This is a genomic window from Rhodovulum kholense, from assembly GCF_003053725.1.
GTDB lineage: Bacteria > Pseudomonadota > Alphaproteobacteria > Rhodobacterales > Rhodobacteraceae > Rhodovulum > Rhodovulum kholense.
Genome location: NZ_QAYC01000003.1, coordinates 279,814 through 299,031 on the forward strand (window position 1 = coordinate 279,814; position 19,218 = coordinate 299,031).

Genomic DNA, 19,218 nt, shown 5'->3' on the forward strand with positions numbered 1-19,218 from the left:
GGCGTCAGCCGTCAGCCCCGGCGGTCCGCGCCGGTCTCAGCCCCGCTTCTGACTTCGGCGCATCAGGTAGATGTCCATCAGCCAGCCATGCCGGGCACGGGCCTCTTCGCGGGTTGTCAGGATCTCGGGCCCGGCCTCGGCCAGCTGCCCTGACAGGACGATTTCCTCGGCCATGCCCAGATAGGCGCCCCACCAGATCCGGATGCCCTCGGGCGCCAGCGTCTGAAAGGCGCAGCCGCCATCGAGCATCGCGACCACGGTATCGGCCCCTTCGGGCCAGCCATGGTCGCGGATCTGCCGCCCCGTGGTGATGACGACCGGCGCGCCGATCTCGTTCAGCGGAATGCGATGGGCGGCGCAGAGCGCCTGGATCGCGGTGATGCCCGGAATGACGGTGATCTTGGGCGCAGGCGACAGCCGCGCCGCGATCCTCAGCGAGCTGTCGTACAGCGAGGGATCGCCCCAGATCAGCAGCGCGACCTTGCGCGGCGCAGGGCTGGCGGCGGCGACAGTGTCGGTCCAGACCCCGGCAATGGCGTCGTGCCAGTCCAGAACGCCCGCGCGATAGTCGCCCGAGGCGTCGCGGACGGGCAGGTCGAACTCGGCGATCCGGTCGCTTGCGTCCTCGCCCATCACGCGCGCGCAGATCTGGCGGCGCAGATCGGCGAGGTCGGCCTTGTCGGCGCCCTTGCGCGGGATCAGGATCAGATCGGCGCCGCGGATCGCCTCGGCGGCCTGAAAGGTGATGTGATCGGGGTTGCCGGTGCCGATGCCGATCAGGAACAGCTCATGCATCGGAGGCCTCCTCGACCAGCGGCCCGAACAGGATCAGACCCGGCGCGGCCGACCCCGGGGCCTCGGCCAGACGTGCCGCCAGGTCCGCGACCGTGGTCCGGGTCAGCGCCTGATCGGGCGTGCCCACGCCCTCGGCCAGCAGCGCGGGCGTGGTGCCGGGCAGGCCGCGCGCGATCAGCGCCCCGGCCAAGGCGGGGAAGGTGCGCTTGCCCATATAGACCACCGTCGTCGCATGTTCGTCGGCCAGCGCGGCCAGGTCGATGTCGCGGGGCAGGTCGCCGGTCACGTCATGGCCGGTCACGAACTGCACCCGCCGGGCGGTCAGCCGCCGGGTCAGCGGAATGCCCGCCGCCGCCGCCGCCGCGCAGGCCGAGGTGACACCGGGGATGACTTCGTAACCGATACCCGCCGCCCGCAGCGCGGTGATTTCCTCTTCGAGCCGTCCGAACAACCCGGAATCGCCCGATTTGAGACGCACCACGCGCTGACCCGAGGCGGCGTAGTCGACCAGCAGGCGGCTGACATGGTCCTGCTTGGGCGAGGCCCGGCCCGCGCGCTTGCCGACGCCGACCAGATCGGCGCCCGGCCGCACGTGGCCCAGGATCGGCCCCGAGGACAGATCGTCGAACAGGACCGCATCGGCCTTTGACAGCCGGTCGACCGCCTTCAGGGTCAGAAGCTCGGGATCGCCGGGGCCGGAACTCACGAAGCTCACGAAACCGCTCATCTTGGGTCCTCCGCGATCAGGTGAAAGAAGCTGCCCGTGACCGGGCCGCGCCGCGATCCGGTTTCGGCCAGCTCGGCGCCATTGGCATCGGTGACGCGTGCCAAGGCCGCGTCGGGCTGGGAAAGGATCGTCGAATAATGGAATTCATGGCCCCGCAGCCTCGTGCCGGGGGCGTGGCCGGGCATCGGCGCCAGCAGTTCTGCCCGGCGATAGCCCAGATGCAGGCGGCGGCTTTCGAAGCTGGTGACAAGGCCCAGAAGCCCCGCCATTGCGTGTGCCGTGCCGTCCTTGTCGATCAGGGTCTCACCCAGCACCATGTAGCCGCCGCATTCGCCATGGACGGGGCGGGTTCCGGCATGGGCGCGGAGGCCCTTCAGAAACCGCGCGGCCCCGGCGATCCTGCCCGCATGAAGCTCGGGATAGCCGCCGGGCAGCCAGACCAGATCGGCGCCCGCGTCAGGCGCCTCGTCGGCCAGCGGCGAGAAGGGCAGGATCTCGGCGCCCGCGCGGCGCCAGCCTTCCAGAAGATGCGGATAGGCGAAGGAAAACGCCGCATCCCGCGCAAGCGCGATGCGCTGGGCCGGGGGGGCGGGCCAGTTGCCCGTGGTGCCCGAGATCCCGGGCCGGGCGGCGGCGCGGAGCGCGTCTAGCTCGACATGCTCGGCGACGAACTGGCCGATGGCGTCGATCCGCGCCTCCAGATCGGCCTGCTCGCCCGCCTGCACGAGGCCCAGATGGCGTTCGGGCAGGGTGAGGTCGGGGCGGCGGGGCAGGGCACCCAGGACCGCGATGCCGAGCCGGGCCATTTCGGGGCGGATCATCGCCTCGTGCCGCGCGCCCGCGACGCGGTTCAGGATCACGCCCGCGAGGGGCGGGGCGTCGGGATGGCTGGCAAAGCCATGGGCGACCGCCGCCGCCGATTGCGCCTGCCCCGAGACGTCGATCACGAGCACCACCGGCCAGCCGAAGCGCCGCGCCAGTTCGGCGCTTGTGCCATGGCCCGCGACGCCGCGCGTCAGGGTGCCGTCGTAAAGCCCCATCGCGCCCTCGGCGATCACCAGATCGGCGCCATGGCCCTCGGCCGCCAGCGTGGCCAGCAGACCCTCGTCCATTGCCCAGGGGTCGAGATTGTAGGAGGCCCGTCCCGAGGCACGGGCATGGAAGGCCGGGTCGATGTAATCGGGGCCGTTCTTGAAGGGCTGCACGGCAACACCCGCCGCGCGGAAGGCCCGAAGGAGCCCCAGCGTGACGGTGGTCTTGCCGCTGCCCGAGGCGGGCGCCGCGATCACCAGACCCGGCGACCTTTCAGCCATCGCTGCCCGCCCGGGCCGAGCGCGGCCGGAACCGCCGGTCGTAATCGGGATCGTAAAGGCAGCTTTCGTCGAAGCCCTCGGCGCCGAGGCTGCGGCCGACAAGGATCAGCGCGGTGCGCTCGATGTCCTCGGGCAGCGCCGCTTCCAGCGTCGCAAGCGTGCCGCGCAGGATCTGCTGGTCGGGCCAGCTGGCGCGGTAGACGATGGCGGCCGGGCAATCGGCGCCGTAATGCGGCACGAGATCCGCGACCACCTTCGCGAGATTGTGGATCGAGAGATGGATGGCCAGCGTCGCGCCGGTCGCGGCGAAATTGGCCAGGCTCTCGCCCTCGGGCATCGACGAGGCGCGGCCGGGCGTCCGGGTCAGCACCACCGACTGGGCCAGGCCGGGCAGGGTCAGCTCGGTGCCGAGCGCGGCGGCGGCGGCGGCGAACGACGGCACGCCCGGGGTCACGCTGACCGGGATGCCTTCGGCCTTCAGCCGCCGGATCTGCTCGCCCATGGCCGACCAGACCGACAGATCGCCCGAATGCAGCCGCGCCACGTCCTGCCCGGCCTCATGGGCGCGCTTGCACTCGGCGATGATGGCATCGAGATCCAGCGGCGCGGTGTTCACGATCCGCGCGCCCTCGGGGCAATGGCCGAGGATCTCTTCGGGGACCAGTGATCCGGCATAAAGACAGACCGGGCAGGCGGCGATCAGGTCGCGGCCGCGCAGGGTCAGAAGATCGGGGGCGCCGGGCCCGGCACCGATGAAATGGACGGTCATGGCAGGTCTTTCGTTGCGATGGCGCAGGTGGACATCCGGTCGTTCGATACCTTGCGCGGGGTCAGAAGGCGAGCCCCCTCGCCACAGGCCGCAAGGGCCGCGGCTTCGGCGACCGATCCGGTCCCGCGACGGGCGAGGCTCTGCGCCGATCGGGTCGGCGTGGCGGGGCGGTGCAGCGCGTCGGCGGTGACCGGGCATATGGGCAGGGCCAGCCGCGCGGCCAGTGCGGTGATCGCGGCTGCGGCGGCCTTGTCGGCGGGCGCGGCCAGCGCCGTCAGCCCGGTGGGCCCGCCCGCGCGCGCGAGCGCGTCCGTCAGGCTCGCCTCGGTCGCGGCGGCCCGAAAGCCAAAGCCTGCGACCCTCACCGCCGGACGGTCCATTGCACCACCGGGAAGGCGGCGCGCCAGCCGCGCCTGCGGCCCAGCGGGCGGGCCTCGGCCAGCTCGATCCTCAAAAGCTCACCGCCATGGGCGGCCTGCCAGAGGGCCAGCAGCGCTTCGGATTCGAGCGTGACGGCGTTGGCGACGATCCGCGTGCCGGGGGGAAGGCGCGCCCAGAGCGTCTCCAGCAGCTCTTGCGAGAGCCCGCCGCCGACAAAGACCGCATCGGGGGCGGCGAGCCCCTCGAGCGCCTCCGGCGCGCGGCCGGTGACGACACGCAGCCGCTCGACCCCGAGGGCCGCGGCATTGGCGGCGATGCGTTCGGCGCGGACGGGATCGGTCTCGATGGCGGTCGCCTGCATCCTCGGGTGACGGGCGAGCCATTCGATGGAAATCGACCCCGAACCCCCGCCGATATCCCACAGATGCTCGCCCGGCAGCGGGGCCAGCGCCGACAGCGTCAGTGCGCGGACGGGGCGCTTGGTGATCTGGCCGTCATTGTCGAAAAAGCCGTCGGGCCAGCCCGAGGCGGCGGGAATGGCGGGGCCGTCGCCCGCCGTTTCCAGCGCCACGGCCACCGGATGGGCGATACCCTCCAGGTCCATGGCGCGGGCGGTGGTCTCGCGGATGCGCTCGCGCGGGCCGCCAAGGGCCTCGAGCACGTGAAGGCGGCTGTCGCCGAAGCCCGCTTCGGTCAGGAAGGCCGCGAACTCGGCCACCGCCGCGCCGTCCCGAAGGGTGACGATGGCAGTGAAGCCCGGCGCCAGCAGGGGGCGCAGCCGGGCGAAGGGGGCGGCATGGAGTCCGGCGCAATGGGTGGCCTCCAAGGGCCAGCCAAGCCGCGCGGCGGCCAGCGAAAAGACCGAAGGGCCGGGCAGGGCGCGCCAGTCCTCGGGCGCGAAGGTCCGTGCGATAACGCTGCCTGCGCCGAACCAGAACGGATCGCCCGAGGCCAGCACCGCGACCCGGCGCCCGCGCAGGCCCTGCAGGAGCGGCAGCCCGTCGGCGAAGGGCACGGGCCAGTCGACCTTCTCGGCCGCGAGATCCGGCAGAAGCGCCAGATGCCGGGCCGGCCCCATGACGATTTCGGCCTCTTCCAGCGCCGCACGGCTTGCAGGCGGCAGCCCGTCCGGGCCATCTTCGCCAAGCCCCACGATGGTCAGCCACGGAGTCTCAGCCATGCGTCCCACCCTTCTGATCCTTGGCGGCACCACCGAGGCGACGGCGCTGGCCGCGCGGCTGGCGGGCACCGGGCTCAAGGCCACGCTGTCGCTGGCAGGCCGGGTCGAGACGCCGAAGGCCCAGCCCATTCCGATGCGGGTGGGCGGCTTTGGCGGCGTGCCGGGCCTGATCGCCTATCTGCGCGCCGAGGGCGTGACCCATGTGATCGACGCGACCCATCCCTTCGCGGCCCAGATGAGCCGCAACGCGGTCGAGGCCTGCGCGGCCCTCGGCCTGCCGCTGGTCGCGCTGACCCGTCCCGCCTGGATGGCCGGGCTGCTTGACACCTGGCGGCATGTGCCCGACATCGCATCTGCGGTCGCGGCGCTGTCCGGGCCGCCCCGGCGGGTGTTCCTGGCGGTGGGGCGGATGCATCTGGAGGCCTTCGCGGCCCAGCCCCAGCACCGCTATCTGCTGCGTCTGGTCGATGCGCCGAAGGGGCCGCTGCCCTTGCCGCAGGCCGATGTCATCGTCTCGCGCGGGCCGTTCACCGAAGCGGGCGACCGGGCGCTGATGGAGGGGCATGGCACCGAGCTTGTCGTGTCGAAGAACGCGGGCGGGACGGGCGCGCGGGCCAAGATCGATGCGGCCCGGGCGCTGGGCCTGCCGGTCCTGATGATCGACCGTCCCGTCCTGCCCGCGCGGCGGGAACTGGCGCATCCCGACGAGGTTCTGGACTGGCTCGCTCATTCCGGGGCGGATCTGGGGGTGTAGACCAGCGGCCGGTCGCCCGCGCGCAGCACCCGGGTCAGCGAGGACCCGACCAGCACCACGGTGCGCATGTCGGCCATCTCGGGGCGGGCTTCGGTCAGGGGCACGACGGTCAGCTTTTCCTCGGGCGTCGAGACCGCGCGGGCGAAGATCACCGGGCGGTCGTCGCCGCAGGCCGCGCGCAGCACCTCCAGCACCCGGGCAAAGCCCTCGGGGCGGGCCTTGGAGCGCGGGTTGTAGAAGGCCATCGCGAAATCGGCCTCGGCCGCGAGCCGCAGGCGTTTTTCGATCAATGCCCAGGGCTTGAGATTGTCGGAAAGGTTGATCGCGCAGAAATCGTGGCCCAGCGGCGCGCCTGCCCGGGCCGAGGCGGCCAGCATCGCGGTGATGCCGGGCAGCACCCGGATCTCGAGATCGCGCCAGTCGGGCGCGCCCGCCTCCAAAGCCTCGAAGACCGCGGCGGCCATGGCGAAGACACCCGGATCGCCCGACGAGACCACGACGACGCGGCGGCCCTCGGCGGCCATCTGCAATGCATGGCGGGCGCGGTCCACCTCGACCCGGTTGTCGGAGGCATGGAGCGTCAGCCCGGGCCGCTCCGCGACCCGCGCCACATAGGGAATGTAGCCCACGACGTCGGTGGCGTCGGCGAGCGTCGCGGTGACCTCGGGCGTGACCAGCGCCTCGGCGCCCGGGCCAAGGCCTGCGATGGCGACCCAGCCGGTCACGGCCGCCGCCCCCGCCCGTGGATCAGGGCAATCGAGAAATAGGGCGCCGAGGTGCCGGGATAGTCCTTGAGCCGGGTCACCGTCTGCCCCTTCATCGAGGCATATTCGACGATCCAGGCCTCGTCGGCCCGGCCCGCCATCAGCAGCGCGCGGCGGAGCTTGCCCAGATGGCGCCCCATCTTCATCACCACGACCGCATCGGCGGCGCGCAGGCCCCGGATCAGGTCCTCCTCGGGCAGGGTGCCGGGCAGCACCGACAGCACGTCATCGCCCCAGGTGATCGGCGCGCCGGTCGCCGTCCAGGCCGCCGACATGCCGGTGATGCCGGGCACGACCTCGACCGGGACATCGTCCTTGAGGCGGGTATAGAGATGCATGAACGAGCCGTAGAAGAACGGGTCGCCCTCGCACAGCACGACCACGTCCTCGCCCGCCTCGGCCAGCGCCTTCAGATGCGCGGTGCAGTCCGCGTAGAAGGCCGCGAGGATCTCGTTGTAGCGCGGATCGTCGAAGGGGATTTCGGTGGTGACGGGATATTCCATCGGGTGCTCGGCGGCGCCCTCGGGGATCAGATCGGCGACGATGGACCGGGCCTGGCCCTCACAGCCCGCCTTGCGGAAGAAGGCCACATGGCGCGCGCCCCGCAGCAGGCGGTCGGCGCGGACGGTCATCAGGTCGGGGTCGCCCGGGCCGAGGCCCAGGCCGTAGACGGTTGCCATGGTCATTCCTTGCGGCTGGCGATCGCGTTGATGGCGGCGACGGCGATGGCGCTGCCGCCCAGGCGCCCCTCGACGATGCAGCAGGGCACGGGCTGGTCCGCCCAGAGCGCGTCCTTGGACTCGGCCGCGCCGACGAAGCCCACCGGGCAGCCGATGATGGCGGCGGGGCGCGGGCAGGCGGGGTCTTCCAGCATGTTCAGCAGGTGGAACAGCGCGGTCGGCGCATTGCCGATGGCAACCAGCGCGCCCGCGAGATGCGGCCGCCAGAGTTCCAGCGCGGCGGCCGAGCGGGTGTTGCCCATGGCGGCGGCGCGTTCGGCGATGCCCTCGGCCTGCAGGGTGCAGAGCACCTCGTTATCTGCGGGCAGGCGCTTGCGGGTGATCCCTTCGGACACCATGCGCGCATCGCAGAGGATCGGCGCGCCGCCCTCGAGCGCCGCGCGGGCCTTTGTCACGAAGCCCGGTGAAAAGCGGATATGGGGCGCCAGTTCGACCATGCCTGCGGCATGGATCATCCGCACCGCCACCTGTTCCTCATCGGCGTCGAAGCGGGCCAGATCGGCCTCGGCCCGGATCGTGGCGAAGGAGTGCAGGTAGATCGCCGCGCCGTCCTTTTCGTACTCATGGGGCATTCGGGGTCTCCAGATCTGTCAGCGCGGCGGCGATCGAGTTCCGGCGGGTCCGCCAGAGCCCGTCCCGCGCCAGCGCCGCGAATTCGGCCCGCATCGCCGCGAGCGCCTGCGGGTTGGCCTCTTCGAGGAAGGCCGTCAAGCCCGGATCGGCCAGCGTGGCTTCGAAATAGAGGTCGAAAAGGTGGTCGGGCACGACCCCCGCCAGACGGGCGAAGGCCGCCATGTGGTCGAGCGTCGCAGCGATTTCGGCCGCGCCGCGAAAGCCGTGGCGCTGCATCCCTGCCAGCCAAGCCGGGTGGGTGGCCCGGGCGCGGACGACGCGTGCGATCTCTTCGCTCAGGGTCCGGGTGCGGGGTCGGGCGGGGTCGGTATTGTCCAGATGGTAAAGCGCGGCGCGGCCCCCGGTGACGCCCTGCGCAGCGGCAAAGCCCGCCTCGTGCCGGGCATAGTCGGCCGCCAGCAGCAGGTCGGTCTCGGGCAGGTCCTGGGCATGAACGAAGGCCTCGGCCCCCGCGACCCGGTCGCGGATGCCCTCGGCGTCGCGCCGCGCCTCGGCCCCGTCCAGCGCCCAGGCACTGGCGGCGAGCCAGGCGGCGCCAGCGGCCTGACGGCCCGCCTCGGTCGGTTCGGGCGTTTCCAGGCCGATCCCGTAGATCCCCGGCGCGGGGCCGTAGACGCGCGGGGTTTCGGGCCGTCCGGCATAGGGGTTCCAGTCGGGGGCCTCGTCGCGCTGGCCGAGCGCGCGGATGGCCTGCTGATAAAGCGCAGAAAGCGACGGGAAGACGTCGCGGAAGAGCCCCGAGACGCGCAGGGTCACGTCGAGCCTCGGCCGGTCGAGCAGCGCGATGGGGAGCACCTCGATGCCCGAGACGCGGCCCGAGCCCTCGTCCCAGACCGGCTTCACGCCCAGCAGGTGCAGCGCCATGGCGAAATCTTCGCCCGCCGTGCGCATGGTGGCCGAGCCCCAGAGATCGACGACCAACTGGCGCGGCCAGTCGCCATGGTCCTGCAGGTGGCGGCGCACCAGATCCTCGGCCAGCCGCACGCCCTGGGCATGGGCGGATCGTGTCGGCACCGCGCGCGGATCGGTGGTGAAGAGGTTGCGCCCCGTCGGCAGCACGTCGCACCGCCCGCGCCAGGGCGACCCCGAGGGGCCGGGCGCGACCGGGGCGCCCTGCAGCGCGCCGAGAAGGGCAGCGCTTTCGGCCGCGACGGAGGGGGAGGTGTCGAAGCCGGAGGCGGCCTCGGGGCGGCGGCCGAAGACATGCAACCCGTCGCCGAACTGGCTTTCCTTCACGTCGCAGACGAAGCGGTCGATGCGGGTGATGGCCTCGGCGGGCGAGAGGCCCGGGTCCAGCCCCAGATCGGCCTCGACGCCCAGCGCCTGCGCCTCGGCGCGGATATCGGCCATCAGTCGGTCGCGGCGGCGCGGGTCGAGCCCGTCGGCATTGGAAAACTCGTCCAGCAGCTCCTCGAGCCGGGCCAGCCGGTCCGAGACGCCCGCCCGCCGCTGGGGCGGCGGCAGGTGGCCGAGGGTGACGGCTCCGATCCGGCGCTTGGCCTGCGCCGCCTCGCCGGGATCGTTGACGATGAAGGGATAGATCACCGGCAGATCGCCGATCAGCGCCTCGGGCCAGCAGGCCTCGGACAGCGCGACCGCCTTTCCGGGCAGCCATTCCAGCGTGCCATGCGCGCCCATATGGATCAGCGCATCGCAGCCCATGGCGCGGCGCAGCCACAGGTAGAAGGCGACATAGCCGTGGCGCGGCACCCGCGACAGGTCGTGATAATCGCCCTCGCGGCTCTCGGGCGTGCCGCGCTCGGGCTGGAGCGCGACCAGCGCCGCGCCGCGCCGGGTGGCCGCGAAATGAAAGGCGCCGTCGCGGCAGGCCGGATCGGCCCCGGGCGCGCCCCAGGCGTCCGACAGGGCGTCGCGCAAGGCGGCGGGCAGGGCGGCCAACGCGGTCTGGTAATCTGCAAGCGGCCAGCTCAGGGTCTCGCGGCCGAGGGCGCCCGCCAGGTTTTCAGCCAGATCTTTCGCCGGATCGCCCGCAAGATCCCCGGCCGGGGCGCCCGGAAGACCGGCGCGAGTCAGATCCTCCAGCACCGCCTCGGCCGAGGCCAGCGCATCGAGCCCGACGGCATGGGCCATCTGCCAGGGCCGTCCGGGATAGGTCGAGAGCACCAGCGCCGGGCGGCGGTTCGCCAGCGATGTGCGGGCAAGGCCGGTCCAGGCCATGACGCGGTCGGCGATGGCCGCGATCCGGCCCGGATGGGCGCGATGGGCGATGCGGGCGAATTGCAGGTCGGGGTCGCGGGTGCCCGCCTCCTTGAAGGACGCAACGCCCGCGAAGATCCGGCCATCGACCTCGGGCAGGACCACATGCATGGCGAGATCGGCGGGGGAAAGCCCGCGCTCGGCCTCGGCCCAGGCGGTTTCCGGCGCGGCGGACAGCGCCACCTGAAAGACCGGCACGCCCGCCGCGTCCAGCGCCGAGCTGCCATCCTCGCCCTTGCCGGAAAAAGCGGTGGCGTTGACGATGGCGGCAGGGCTCAGGGCGCGCAGCTGGTCCGCCAGCCAGCGCGCCGCCTCGGGCGCCTTCAGGGACGGCACAAAAAGCCCGGTGACGGCGCAGCCACGCGCCCGGAACGCGTCGAAAAGCGCCTCGACAGGGCCGAGATCGGCGGCGGTGACATAGGCACGGTAGAAGGTCAGGACGATCCGTGGGGCATCCGCCGGCGACAGGTCGGGCGCGGGCACGGCGCCGCCCTCGGGGCTCCAGGCGCCCATTTCGGGCACGGTCTTGGTGCCGATCACGGGCGCGGCGTAAAGCCCCGCGGCCAGCGCCAGCTGCGCCAGTGCCGCCTGCGCCGCGACCGCGCCGCCCTCGTCGCAAAGTTCGGAGAGCCGCCTGAGCGTCGAGATCGGCAGGGTCGACGCCGCGTCGAGCCGGGGGTCTGGCCGTCCGTCCGCGGGCAGCACGGCCAGCGCGATGCCATGCGCGCGGGCCAGCGCCCCGATCTGGGTCAGCCCGTACTCCCAGTAGGCACGTCCGCCGATCAGCCGGATCAGGATGCCCTTCGCCGCCGAAAGCGTGCGCTCGGTATAGGTATCGACCGACAGCGGATGGATCAGGGCGGCGAGATTGGCAAGCCGCAGGGTGGGCATGCGGCCTTCGGGGCCGCCGCCGCGATGCCAGCCCGCCGCGAAGGCCCCGAGATCGCTGTCTGAAAAGGACAGCACCGCCAGATCGGCCGGGTCCTGACCCAGATCCGTCGGAACGGCGGTTTCCTCGAGCCCGTGGCTTTCGCGGAAGACGACATGCATGGGGGCGGCCTCAGGCGCTCAGGGCCGCGCGGATCGCGCCTTCGTCGATATCGTCATGCTCGGCGATCACGACAAGCCGGGTGGCGCGGGTCTCGTCGGGCCCCCAGGGCCGGTCGAACTGATGGCGCACCCGCGCGCCAACTGCCTGCACCAGAAGCCGCATCGGCTTGCCCGCGACCGCGACATGGCCCTTGACCCGCAGGATGTTCTGCGTGCGCGCCAGCGCCTCGATCCGGGCCGAGAGCGCCTCGGGGTCGTCCTGTTCGGGCAGATCGACCACCACGCTTTCGAATTCGTCATGGTCATGCTCGGCGCCGCTGTCGTGATGGCTGGGCCGGGCGTCCAGATCATCCTCGGCGGCCGCGCCGAGCCCCAGGATCACGCGCGGATCGACCGCGCCCTCGGTCACCTCGACCACGGGCAGCGGGCGCGGCGCCTCGGCCTCGATCACGGCGCGGGCGGCGGCCACGCCTTCGGGCCCGGCCAGATCGGGCTTGGTCAGCAGCACGATATCGGCGCAGGCGATCTGGTCCTCGAAGACCTCGGACAGCGGGGTTTCGTGATCGAGGCTGTCATCGGCGGCGCGCTGGGCATCGACGGCGGCGACATTCGGCGCGAAGCGGCCCGCGGCCACGGCCTCGGCATCGGCCACCGCGATCACCCCGTCGACGGTGATGCGCGAGCGGATCGCGGGCCAGTCGAACGCCTTCAGCAGAGGTTTCGGCAGGGCCAGCCCCGAGGTCTCGATCAGGATATGGTCGGGGCGCGGGTCAAGCTGCAAAAGCGCCTCCATCGTCGGGATGAACTCGTCGGCGACGGTGCAGCAGATGCAGCCATTGGCCAGTTCCACCACGTTCTCGGCCGGGCAGTCGGGCAGGGCGCAGCCCTTCAGGATCTCGCCATCGACGCCGACATCGCCGAATTCGTTGACCAGGACGGCCAGCCGGCGGCCGCCCGCATTCTGCATCAGGTGGCGGATCAGCGTGGTCTTGCCCGAGCCCAGAAAGCCGGTGACGACGGTGACGGGAAGCTTGGCGAGATCGGTCATTTCAGGGCCTCCATGGGCGGGATGCGGGCAATGCAGTTCTTGCGGAAATGCTCGGGGCGTTCGCGCCAGGGCACGAGCCCGTCGGCGGCGTCGCGATAGGCACGGGCGCCCTCGGCGAGGATGGGCGCGCCGGTCGTCTCGTCGAAATTGCCATAGACATAGGTCCAGCGGCCCGGCCCCCGCAGCGCGACGGTGCAACCCGAGGCACAGGCCGAGAGGCATTCGACGGGCACAAGGCGCACGCCGTCGGGCAAGCCATGGGCGCGGACGGCCTCGTGAAGCAGGCTGCCCGGACGGGGGGTATCGGGATCGGCGGGCTGGCGGCGCTTGCAGGTCGTGCAGACCAGCAGCTCGACCGCGGCGGGCTCGGGCGCGCTCATGCCGGACAGGCCCGGCGCATGAAGGAGCGGCAGAAGGAAACGGAAACACTCATCGTCGGGCCCCACTTGGTCGGGGGACAAGGGCGAAGCGCGGGCAGAGCCGAAGCCGGACCCGACACCGGAACACCCCGTCCGGTTCACGTCGTTCGGGCTGGCAGGTCTCCCGGCTTGCGGATGTCAGAGGCGGGGCCTCTGGCGGCGGCCCTGCCTTCCCAGCCTCATCGGGCCAGTGGCAGCGGGCGGCCTCTCCGGTCACGGTCGCGGGGGCGGCTGCGCTTGAAGGCCCGATGCATCGACTCCGGCCTCTGGCGCATTCCCTTTTCACCCGTCCTGAGGCGGGCACCAGCGCCGCGTGTCATGCCCGCCTCGCGCGGGTCTTGTCAAGCGCGATGGTCGGGGCCGGGGCGGCGGGCGGCCTCTTCGCCCGCATGGCGGATCAGCGCGAGGCCGCGAAACCCGCCATGGCCGAGCTTGCCGAAGGGCAGCGCCAGCACCAGCCCCAGCACCGCGCCCAGATGCAGTGCCAGCATCAGCCCCATGGCGGCGCCGTCGCGCAAGGCCAGAAGCGCAAGGCCCGAGGCTGCGACGATGGCAAGCTGCGCCCGAAGCCCGCGATTGGCGGCCTGCATGCGCGCCGCGGCAGGTCGGCGGTCGGCGGTCCGGTGCCAGCGTTCGAGCCCGGCGAGCCCCCCCAGCATGGCGATGCCGCCAAGGCTGCCCAGCAGCACGGGCGCGCTGGCCAGCGGATAGGGCGCAAGCGCGCCGCCCAGATGTAGGACGGCTCCGGCAAGGGTTGCGAGCGCGGTCAGCGCGGTGCCTGTGACCAGCAGGTGATGGCTCCAGCGCCGCGCCCGCCCCACCGGGCCGTGCGCCCCATCGCAGGCGCGCGCGGCCCCGAGATTGGCGAGCGTCAGCGCATCGCGGCAGCCCCGGCCAAGGCTTGCGAGCGAGGGCCGGGCGACCGGGCCGCCGGTTGCGCGCCAGAACCGCCAGAGCCGCAGCCCGAGGCCAAGACCGGCCCCCGCGAAGGCCAGTGCCGCGCCGCCCGCCATCGCCGCGTGTGGGATCACCGCATAGAAGGCGCCGGGCCCGGTTCTTGGGGAAAAAAGAACTTCGGGCGGGAGCAGGATCAGGGCGGCCAGCGGCAGGCCGATCAGGCATATCAGGAAGATCAGGTCGGGCAGGCGCGGGGGCAGCCCTGCTGCGTGATCGGCGGCGCGCGCGGCGGCCAGCGCCGCGGGCAGGTTGACGGCCAGCGCATGGGGCGGCGCGTATTGGCAGTCGTAATGGCAGGACCGGCAGTCATGGCAGAGATGGGCCAGATGGCGCAGATCGCCCGCCGTGAGGTCCGGGCGCCGCCGGGCCGCCGGAAAGACCGCGCAAAGCCCGGTGCAGAAGCCGCAGGTATTGCAGATGTTCAGCGCGCGGGCGGCCTCGGCCCAGGGCTCCGGGTCGGTTTCGGCTGCGGGCGCTTCGGGCATGGGCCGTGGCGCGCGCGCCGCGATGCCGGCGCCTGCAAACGCGGCCGCGCCTGCCCCGGCGATGCGGCCGAAGACGCCGCCGACGGTCAGCCCGGTGCCCGAGAGATAGCCCTCGCCCAGCACCGCGCCGGTCATCGCGGCGCCCGCGGCAAAGACCCGGTGCGCGGTGCCGCCGCCCTCAAGCCGGACCCGTGCTGTCGCGTCGACCGCGACCCCGTGGCGGGTGAAGCCGAGCCCCGGCACCAGCGGGATCGCCGCAAAGGGCGGCCGGGCGAGGGACAGGCCGCCGGGGCGGCTTCGGGGCGGGTCGAGCGGGGCGTCTTCCGTTGCTGTCTGCAGCGTCCGGGTCAACCCCTCGGCATCGATGCCGCAGAGCCGGGCGAGTTCGGTCGGGCTGTCGGCGGCAAGCGGCGGGTAGAGGAGCGGCGGCAGCCGCCGGGCGCCCTCGGCGTCGAGGATCAGCCAGGCGCGCGGATCGGCGCGCTCTGCCAGCGCCCGGCCCCAGACCGAATAGCGCGCCGATCCGGTCTCGGCGCCCTCGTCGCGGAACCGCCGCCCGTCCGCGTCGACGACAAGGCCGACCTGCATCCCGTCGGCGCGGCTGACGATGCCCGCGTCGTCCCGTGGCGCGCGCGCATCGACGGCGACCAGATGCCCGTCGCCGGGCCGCCCGGCCGTCTTTGCACCGTGCGCCATCAGCCACAGAAGCGGCGCGCCGTCCTGATGCGGCGTGCCGCGATTGGCGAACGCGTCCGCGCCGGGGCCGAGATGGCGGATCAGTTCGGCCCGGTTGGCGCCGTAGCCGCCCGAGGCGAGGATCAGCGCCCCGGCCTCGACGGCGCGGGGACCGTCGGGCGTTTCGGCGGTCAGGACCAGCGGGCGATCCTCGGCCCAGCCTTGGGGAAGCGCGTCGATCCGCCAGCCGCAAAGGATCTCTACCCCCAGCCCTTCGGCGCAACGGACAAGCGTGTTGGTCAGCGCCTGCCCGCCGCCCCGGAAGAAGGCGGTGCGGCGCGAGAAGGGCAGGTTGCCCTCGGCCCAGGGCTCGAAGGCGACGCCCCGAGCGGCCAGCCAGGGGCCGAGCCCGGCCGAGCCCTCGGCCAGAACGGCCCCGAGGCCGGTTTCGGTCGGGGAAAGCCGCGCCAGATCGGTGGCGAACTCGGCCGCCGGATAGCCGCCGCGCTGCCACGGCGTCTCGCGGTCATGGGCCAGACGGATGTTGCGGCAATGGCGGGTATTGCCGCCCAGAAGCGTCGGCGGAGCCGGGTCGATCAGCGTCACCGCCACGCCTTGCAGACGCGCCTCGATGGCCGCGACGAGGCCCGCAAAGCCCGCGCCCGCGACCAGCACCCCGGTCGCGAGCGGGGCCGGGCGGGTGCCCGCGATCGGGGCGGCGGGGTCGGGGTCGGGCATCGGGGAACCTTCGCGGGGCCGGGTCGGACCCCGTTGAACCCGCCCGGGGGCGCAAGATCAAGCCGGAAGATCGGCCGCGCCCGCCGGGCGGGGCATCGTGACTGGACGCGCCGCCCGGGCCGAGGTCACTCGGTGGCGATGCGCCCGTCGAGACGGGGCGTATAGGGCGCCCGGGCGGCCAGATAGTCGGCCGTCACATCGGCCAGATCGGGGCCGAAATCATAGACCTCGCGCGCGTCGAGGAACATGGCATAGCCGTCGCCGCCGTTCCGGACATAGTTGTTCGACACAAGCCCGTAGGACTTTTCGGGATCGAGCGGCAGCCACTCGGCACCTTCCTGCACCTCGACCGTGCGCAGCCGCTGGCCGGGCTCGGCCTCGGGGTCCCAGGTGAAGCGCAGCCCCGCGACCTGCGGGAAGCGGCCCGCGCCTTCCTCGACCTGGCTCAGACCGTGTTCCAGTGCCGCGCGCACCGTCGCGCCGGGGACGTGGAACGTGGACAGCGTGTTCTGGAAGGGCAGCACCGTCAGCACTTCGCCCATGGTCACCGAACCCTCATCGATCGAGGCGCGCACGCCCCCGCCATTCTGAAGCGCGATCTGGATGCCCTGGCTGCGCACCCGGTCGAGCATCGCCTCGGCCACCAGATTGCCCATCTGGCATTCGCCCGCGCGGCAGGAGCCGCGTTCGCCGTCGATGGGGGCGGTGGTTTCGGCCACGACCTTCTGGCGGATCTCTTCCAGCGGCTGCGCCAGTTCGGCGACCCGGGCCTTGACGCCCTCGTCCTCGGCGACCGAGGCATCGAGAAGGATCGGCGCGCCCTCGGCCGAGACCAGCTTGCCCGCATCGTCGAAGACCACGTTCAGCCGCCCGAGATACTTGCCATAGCCATAGGCCTGCACGATGGCGGTGTCGCCCACCATGGTCGGGTAGGGGCCTGCGGCGGTCTCGTCGGTATTCGACAGAAGCGTATGGCTGTGGCCACCGACGATCACATCGACGCCGCTGGTACCTGCCGCGATCCGCTTGTCGGCCTCATAGCCCGAATGGCTGAGCAGGACGATCTTGTCGATGCCCTCGGCGGTCAGGCGGTCGACCTCGGCCTGGACCGCGTCGATGGGATCGGTGAAGACGATATTGGGGCCGGGGCTGGCCAGTTCGGGGTTGTCGCGGGGGGTGAGGCCGATCACGCCGATCCGTTCGTCCGCTTCCTCGATCACGACCGATTTCCGGATCCTGTCCTTCAGCTGCGGTTCGGCCGAGAGATCGGCATTGGCCATCAGAAGCGGCATCGTCAGCCGGGCGGCGAATTCGGCCAGCACCTCGGGGCCGTCGTCGAATTCGTGGTTGCCGACGGCCATGGCGTCATAGCCCAGCCGGTTGACCATCTCGGAGGCGGCCTTGCCCTTGTAATAGGTGTAGAACAGCGTGCCCTGGAACTGATCGCCCGCATCGAGCAGCAGGCTCGGCCCGCCCTCGGCCCGGGCCGCGGCGATGGCAGTGGCCAGCCGCGCCGACCCCCCGAAGCAGTCCCCGGCCTGGTTGTCCTCTTCGGGGCAGCCCGAATCGTATTTCGAGATCGGCTCCAGCCGGGCATGCACATCGTTGGTGTGCAGCAGGGTCAGCGCGAACTCGGCCTGTGCCGCGCCGCCGGACAGCAGCGCCAGCACCGCCGCCGAGGAGAGGATGCGCATGGTCATCGGTCAGGGTCTCCATCTGGGTTGACGCGGGCCAGAGTGGCGCGGTTCGATGGGGCTGTCAAAGCCCGCCGCGCTTGACCCGGGGCGCGGCAGGGGGCATGTCGGGCACATGCTGATCTACAAGATTTTCCGCCGCGCCGAATGGGACGCGCTCCGCGAGCGGGGCGCCAGCCTTGGCGCGCCGGTCGATCTGGCCGATGGCTTCATTCACCTGTCGACCGCCGAGCAGGTGACCGGCACCGCCGAGAAGCATTTTGCGGGGGAAAGCGATCTGGTGCTGGTCGCTGTCGAGGCCGACAGGCTGGGGGCGGACCTGAAATGGGAGCCCTCGCGCGGGGGCGCGCTGTTTCCGCATCTTTACCGCGAGCTTCGGCTTGCCGATCTGGTCTGGGACAAGTCGCTGCCGCTGGGTGCCACGGGCCATATCTTTCCCGAGGGGGTGGTATGACGCCGCTCGAACGTGCGGGTCTTGCGGTGTTTCACCGGATGGACCCCGAACGCGCCCATGCGCTGTCGCTGACGGCGCTGCAAAGCGGGCTCGTGCCGCTGCCGGGGCGGCTCACCAGCCCGCGCCTTGCAACGGATCTGGCCGGGTTGTCGCTGCCCAATCCGGTCGGTCTTGCGGCAGGCTATGACAAGAACGCGGTGGCGCTGGGCCCGCTGATGTGCGCGGGCTTCGGCTTTCTCGAGGTCGGCGCGGCGACGCCCCGCCCGCAGCCCGGCAATCCGCGGCCGCGGCTGTTCCGGCTGATCGAGGACCGGGCGGCGATCAACCGCTTTGGCTTCAACAATGACGGCATGGAGGCGATCGGTGCCCGGCTGGCGGCGCGCCCCGCGGGCGTGCCGGTGGGGCTGAACCTCGGCGCCAACAAGGACAGCGCCGACCGTGCGGCCGATTTCGCGACGGTTTTGGCGGCGTGCGGCGCGCATGTGGATTTCGCGACCGTGAACGTGTCCTCGCCCAATACCGAAAAGCTGCGCGATCTGCAGGGGCATGCCGCGCTGACGGCGTTGCTGGCGGGCGTGATGGCCGCGCGGGCGGAACTTTCCCGCCCGATCCCGGTTTTCCTCAAGATCGCGCCGGATCTGACCGACGCCGAGATCGACGATATCGCTCAGGTGGCGCTGGAGGCCGGGGTCTCCGGCATCGTCGCCACCAACACGACGCTGGCCCGGGCCGGGCTGAAAAGCCCGGAGGCGGGGCAGGCCGGGGGGCTTTCGGGCGCGCCGCTTTTCGCCCGGTCGACCCGGGTGCTGGCGCGGCTGTCGGCCGCCACCTGTGGCCGTCTTCCCCTGATCGGGGTGGGCGGCGTGGGCTCGGCCGAAGAGGCCTATGCCAAGATCCGCGCGGGCGCCTCGGCGGTGCAGCTTTACACCGCGCTTGTCTATGGCGGCATGAGCCTCGTGCGCGACATCGTCGACGGGCTTGACCTGCTGCTGGCGCGGGACGGCTTTGCGCATGTCGCCGAGGCCGTGGGCACCGGACGAAAGGATTGGGAATGACCGGCATCGTGATCTGGCACAACCCGCGCTGTTCGAAATCGCGCGAGGCGCTGCGGCTTCTGGAAGAGAAGGGGGCCGAGCCGACCGTTCGGCGCTATCTGGACGTGCCGCCGACCGAAAAGGAACTGCGCGAGACGCTTGACATGCTGGGCGGACCCGCCATCGACATGATGCGCACGGGCGAGGATGTGTTTTCGGATCTCGACCTGACGAAGGACGCGCCCGACGAGGTGCTGATCGCCGCCATGGCCGCCCATCCCAGGCTGATCGAGCGGCCGATTGCGATGGCCGATGGCCGCGCCGTGCTGGGCCGTCCGCCCGAGCGGGTGCTGGATCTGCTGGAAAACTGAGCCCGGAGGCGGGCGGTGAC

Annotated in this window: 18 protein-coding genes and 1 riboswitch; of the genes, 4 read left to right on the top strand and 14 right to left on the bottom strand. The window is 72.0% G+C overall.

Going from position 1 to position 19,218, the window contains the following annotated elements:
- Window positions 1-36 precede the first annotated feature (36 nt).
- From cobF to cbiE, 6 genes are read right to left on the bottom strand one after another with little or no spacing between them, the layout of a single operon-like run.
- The gene (gene cobF / locus C8N38_RS06070) at window positions 37-795 is read right to left on the bottom strand and encodes a precorrin-6A synthase (deacetylating) (RefSeq protein WP_108024913.1); all 759 of its coding nucleotides are present in this window, start codon (window positions 793-795) and stop codon (window positions 37-39) included.
- A complete protein-coding gene (cobA, locus tag C8N38_RS06075) occupies window positions 788-1,522 on the bottom strand; it encodes a uroporphyrinogen-III C-methyltransferase (protein WP_108024915.1) in 735 nt (244 codons plus the stop codon). Before cobA ends, cobF begins: the two co-directional genes overlap by 8 nt.
- On the bottom strand, window positions 1,519-2,835 hold the full coding sequence (locus tag C8N38_RS06080; RefSeq protein WP_108024917.1) for a cobyrinic acid a,c-diamide synthase CobB: 1,317 nt from the start codon (window positions 2,833-2,835) through the stop codon (window positions 1,519-1,521). The genes cobA and C8N38_RS06080 overlap by 4 nt, the downstream gene beginning before the upstream one ends.
- Window positions 2,828-3,604 carry a precorrin-4 C(11)-methyltransferase gene (cobM, locus tag C8N38_RS06085; protein ID WP_108024919.1) on the bottom strand — a complete coding sequence of 259 codons (777 nt, stop codon included), beginning with the start codon at window positions 3,602-3,604 and terminating at the stop codon, window positions 2,828-2,830. Before cobM ends, C8N38_RS06080 begins: the two co-directional genes overlap by 8 nt.
- Window positions 3,601-3,984, bottom strand: a complete 384-nt coding sequence (locus C8N38_RS06090) for a cobalamin biosynthesis protein (protein WP_425440024.1) — start codon at window positions 3,982-3,984, stop codon at window positions 3,601-3,603. Before C8N38_RS06090 ends, cobM begins: the two co-directional genes overlap by 4 nt.
- A complete protein-coding gene (gene cbiE / locus C8N38_RS06095; RefSeq protein WP_108024921.1) occupies window positions 3,966-5,165 on the bottom strand; it encodes a precorrin-6y C5,15-methyltransferase (decarboxylating) subunit CbiE in 1,200 nt (399 codons plus the stop codon). The genes C8N38_RS06090 and cbiE overlap by 19 nt, the downstream gene beginning before the upstream one ends.
- Here cbiE and C8N38_RS06100 point away from each other — a divergent pair.
- Window positions 5,164-5,919 carry a cobalt-precorrin-6A reductase gene (locus tag C8N38_RS06100; RefSeq protein ID WP_108024922.1) on the top strand — a complete coding sequence of 252 codons (756 nt, stop codon included), beginning with the start codon at window positions 5,164-5,166 and terminating at the stop codon, window positions 5,917-5,919. The two genes, cbiE and C8N38_RS06100, sit on opposite strands and share 2 nt — an antisense overlap.
- Here the strand turns inward: C8N38_RS06100 and cobJ are convergent.
- The 8 genes from cobJ to C8N38_RS06140 all read right to left on the bottom strand — a co-directional run bounded on the left by cobJ (window position 5,892) and on the right by C8N38_RS06140 (window position 17,345).
- Window positions 5,892-6,644, bottom strand: a complete 753-nt coding sequence (gene cobJ, locus C8N38_RS06105) for a precorrin-3B C(17)-methyltransferase (protein WP_108024924.1) — start codon at window positions 6,642-6,644, stop codon at window positions 5,892-5,894. The two genes, C8N38_RS06100 and cobJ, sit on opposite strands and share 28 nt — an antisense overlap.
- Window positions 6,641-7,369 (bottom strand): precorrin-2 C(20)-methyltransferase, encoded by a 729-nt coding sequence (cobI, locus tag C8N38_RS06110; protein ID WP_108024925.1) that lies wholly within the window; start codon window positions 7,367-7,369, stop codon window positions 6,641-6,643. The genes cobJ and cobI overlap by 4 nt, the downstream gene beginning before the upstream one ends.
- Complete coding sequence (locus C8N38_RS06115) at window positions 7,366-7,995, bottom strand: precorrin-8X methylmutase (protein WP_108024927.1); 630 nt, start codon at window positions 7,993-7,995, stop codon at window positions 7,366-7,368. Before C8N38_RS06115 ends, cobI begins: the two co-directional genes overlap by 4 nt.
- Window positions 7,985-11,323 carry a cobaltochelatase subunit CobN gene (gene cobN, locus C8N38_RS06120; protein ID WP_108024929.1) on the bottom strand — a complete coding sequence of 1,113 codons (3,339 nt, stop codon included), beginning with the start codon at window positions 11,321-11,323 and terminating at the stop codon, window positions 7,985-7,987. The genes C8N38_RS06115 and cobN overlap by 11 nt, the downstream gene beginning before the upstream one ends.
- Window positions 11,324-11,333: 10 nt before the next feature.
- Window positions 11,334-12,371 carry a cobalamin biosynthesis protein CobW gene (gene cobW, locus C8N38_RS06125; protein WP_108024931.1) on the bottom strand — a complete coding sequence of 346 codons (1,038 nt, stop codon included), beginning with the start codon at window positions 12,369-12,371 and terminating at the stop codon, window positions 11,334-11,336.
- Complete coding sequence (locus tag C8N38_RS06130) at window positions 12,368-12,751, bottom strand: DUF1636 family protein (RefSeq protein ID WP_108025106.1); 384 nt, start codon at window positions 12,749-12,751, stop codon at window positions 12,368-12,370. The genes cobW and C8N38_RS06130 overlap by 4 nt, the downstream gene beginning before the upstream one ends.
- A gap of 136 nt (window positions 12,752-12,887) precedes the next feature.
- A riboswitch (cobalamin riboswitch) is annotated at window positions 12,888-13,110 on the bottom strand.
- A gap of 21 nt (window positions 13,111-13,131) precedes the next feature.
- Entirely contained in the window at window positions 13,132-15,645 is a 2,514-nt protein-coding gene (gene tcuA / locus C8N38_RS06135) for an FAD-dependent tricarballylate dehydrogenase TcuA (protein WP_108024933.1), read from the bottom strand.
- A 125-nt stretch (window positions 15,646-15,770) separates the two neighbouring features.
- On the bottom strand, window positions 15,771-17,345 hold the full coding sequence (locus tag C8N38_RS06140; RefSeq protein WP_108024935.1) for a bifunctional metallophosphatase/5'-nucleotidase: 1,575 nt from the start codon (window positions 17,343-17,345) through the stop codon (window positions 15,771-15,773).
- A 109-nt stretch (window positions 17,346-17,454) separates the two neighbouring features.
- Between C8N38_RS06140 and C8N38_RS06145 the strand changes: the two genes are divergently transcribed.
- The 3 genes from C8N38_RS06145 to arsC are packed head-to-tail and all read left to right on the top strand — an operon-like array spanning window position 17,455 to window position 19,198.
- On the top strand, window positions 17,455-17,793 hold the full coding sequence (locus C8N38_RS06145) for a DUF952 domain-containing protein (RefSeq protein ID WP_108025108.1): 339 nt from the start codon (window positions 17,455-17,457) through the stop codon (window positions 17,791-17,793).
- On the top strand, window positions 17,790-18,848 hold the full coding sequence (locus tag C8N38_RS06150; RefSeq protein WP_108024937.1) for a quinone-dependent dihydroorotate dehydrogenase: 1,059 nt from the start codon (window positions 17,790-17,792) through the stop codon (window positions 18,846-18,848). The genes C8N38_RS06145 and C8N38_RS06150 overlap by 4 nt, the downstream gene beginning before the upstream one ends.
- A complete protein-coding gene (gene arsC, locus C8N38_RS06155) occupies window positions 18,845-19,198 on the top strand; it encodes an arsenate reductase (glutaredoxin) (protein ID WP_108024939.1) in 354 nt (117 codons plus the stop codon). The genes C8N38_RS06150 and arsC overlap by 4 nt, the downstream gene beginning before the upstream one ends.
- Window positions 19,199-19,218: the final 20 nt, after the last annotated feature.

Excerpts from the sequence above, each read along its gene's own strand:
- cobF (WP_108024913.1), bottom strand. The coding sequence starts at position 795 with ATGCATGAGCTGTTCCTGATCGGCATCGGCACCGGCAACCCCGATCAC.
- cobA (WP_108024915.1), bottom strand. The coding sequence starts at position 1,522 with ATGAGCGGTTTCGTGAGCTTCGTGAGTTCCGGCCCCGGCGATCCCGAG.
- C8N38_RS06080 (WP_108024917.1), bottom strand. The coding sequence starts at position 2,835 with ATGGCTGAAAGGTCGCCGGGTCTGGTGATCGCGGCGCCCGCCTCGGGC.
- cobM (WP_108024919.1), bottom strand. The coding sequence starts at position 3,604 with ATGACCGTCCATTTCATCGGTGCCGGGCCCGGCGCCCCCGATCTTCTG.
- C8N38_RS06090 (WP_425440024.1), bottom strand. The coding sequence starts at position 3,984 with ATGGACCGTCCGGCGGTGAGGGTCGCAGGCTTTGGCTTTCGGGCCGCC.
- C8N38_RS06100 (WP_108024922.1), top strand. The coding sequence starts at position 5,164 with ATGCGTCCCACCCTTCTGATCCTTGGCGGCACCACCGAGGCGACGGCG.
- cbiE (WP_108024921.1), bottom strand. The coding sequence starts at position 5,165 with ATGGCTGAGACTCCGTGGCTGACCATCGTGGGGCTTGGCGAAGATGGC.
- cobI (WP_108024925.1), bottom strand. The coding sequence starts at position 7,369 with ATGACCATGGCAACCGTCTACGGCCTGGGCCTCGGCCCGGGCGACCCC.
- C8N38_RS06115 (WP_108024927.1), bottom strand. The coding sequence starts at position 7,995 with ATGCCCCATGAGTACGAAAAGGACGGCGCGGCGATCTACCTGCACTCC.
- cobN (WP_108024929.1), bottom strand. The coding sequence starts at position 11,323 with ATGCATGTCGTCTTCCGCGAAAGCCACGGGCTCGAGGAAACCGCCGTT.
- cobW (WP_108024931.1), bottom strand. The coding sequence starts at position 12,371 with ATGACCGATCTCGCCAAGCTTCCCGTCACCGTCGTCACCGGCTTTCTG.
- C8N38_RS06130 (WP_108025106.1), bottom strand. The coding sequence starts at position 12,751 with ATGAGCGCGCCCGAGCCCGCCGCGGTCGAGCTGCTGGTCTGCACGACC.
- tcuA (WP_108024933.1), bottom strand. The coding sequence starts at position 15,645 with ATGCCCGACCCCGACCCCGCCGCCCCGATCGCGGGCACCCGCCCGGCC.
- C8N38_RS06140 (WP_108024935.1), bottom strand. The coding sequence starts at position 17,345 with ATGACCATGCGCATCCTCTCCTCGGCGGCGGTGCTGGCGCTGCTGTCC.
- C8N38_RS06145 (WP_108025108.1), top strand. The coding sequence starts at position 17,455 with ATGCTGATCTACAAGATTTTCCGCCGCGCCGAATGGGACGCGCTCCGC.
- C8N38_RS06150 (WP_108024937.1), top strand. The coding sequence starts at position 17,790 with ATGACGCCGCTCGAACGTGCGGGTCTTGCGGTGTTTCACCGGATGGAC.
- arsC (WP_108024939.1), top strand. The coding sequence starts at position 18,845 with ATGACCGGCATCGTGATCTGGCACAACCCGCGCTGTTCGAAATCGCGC.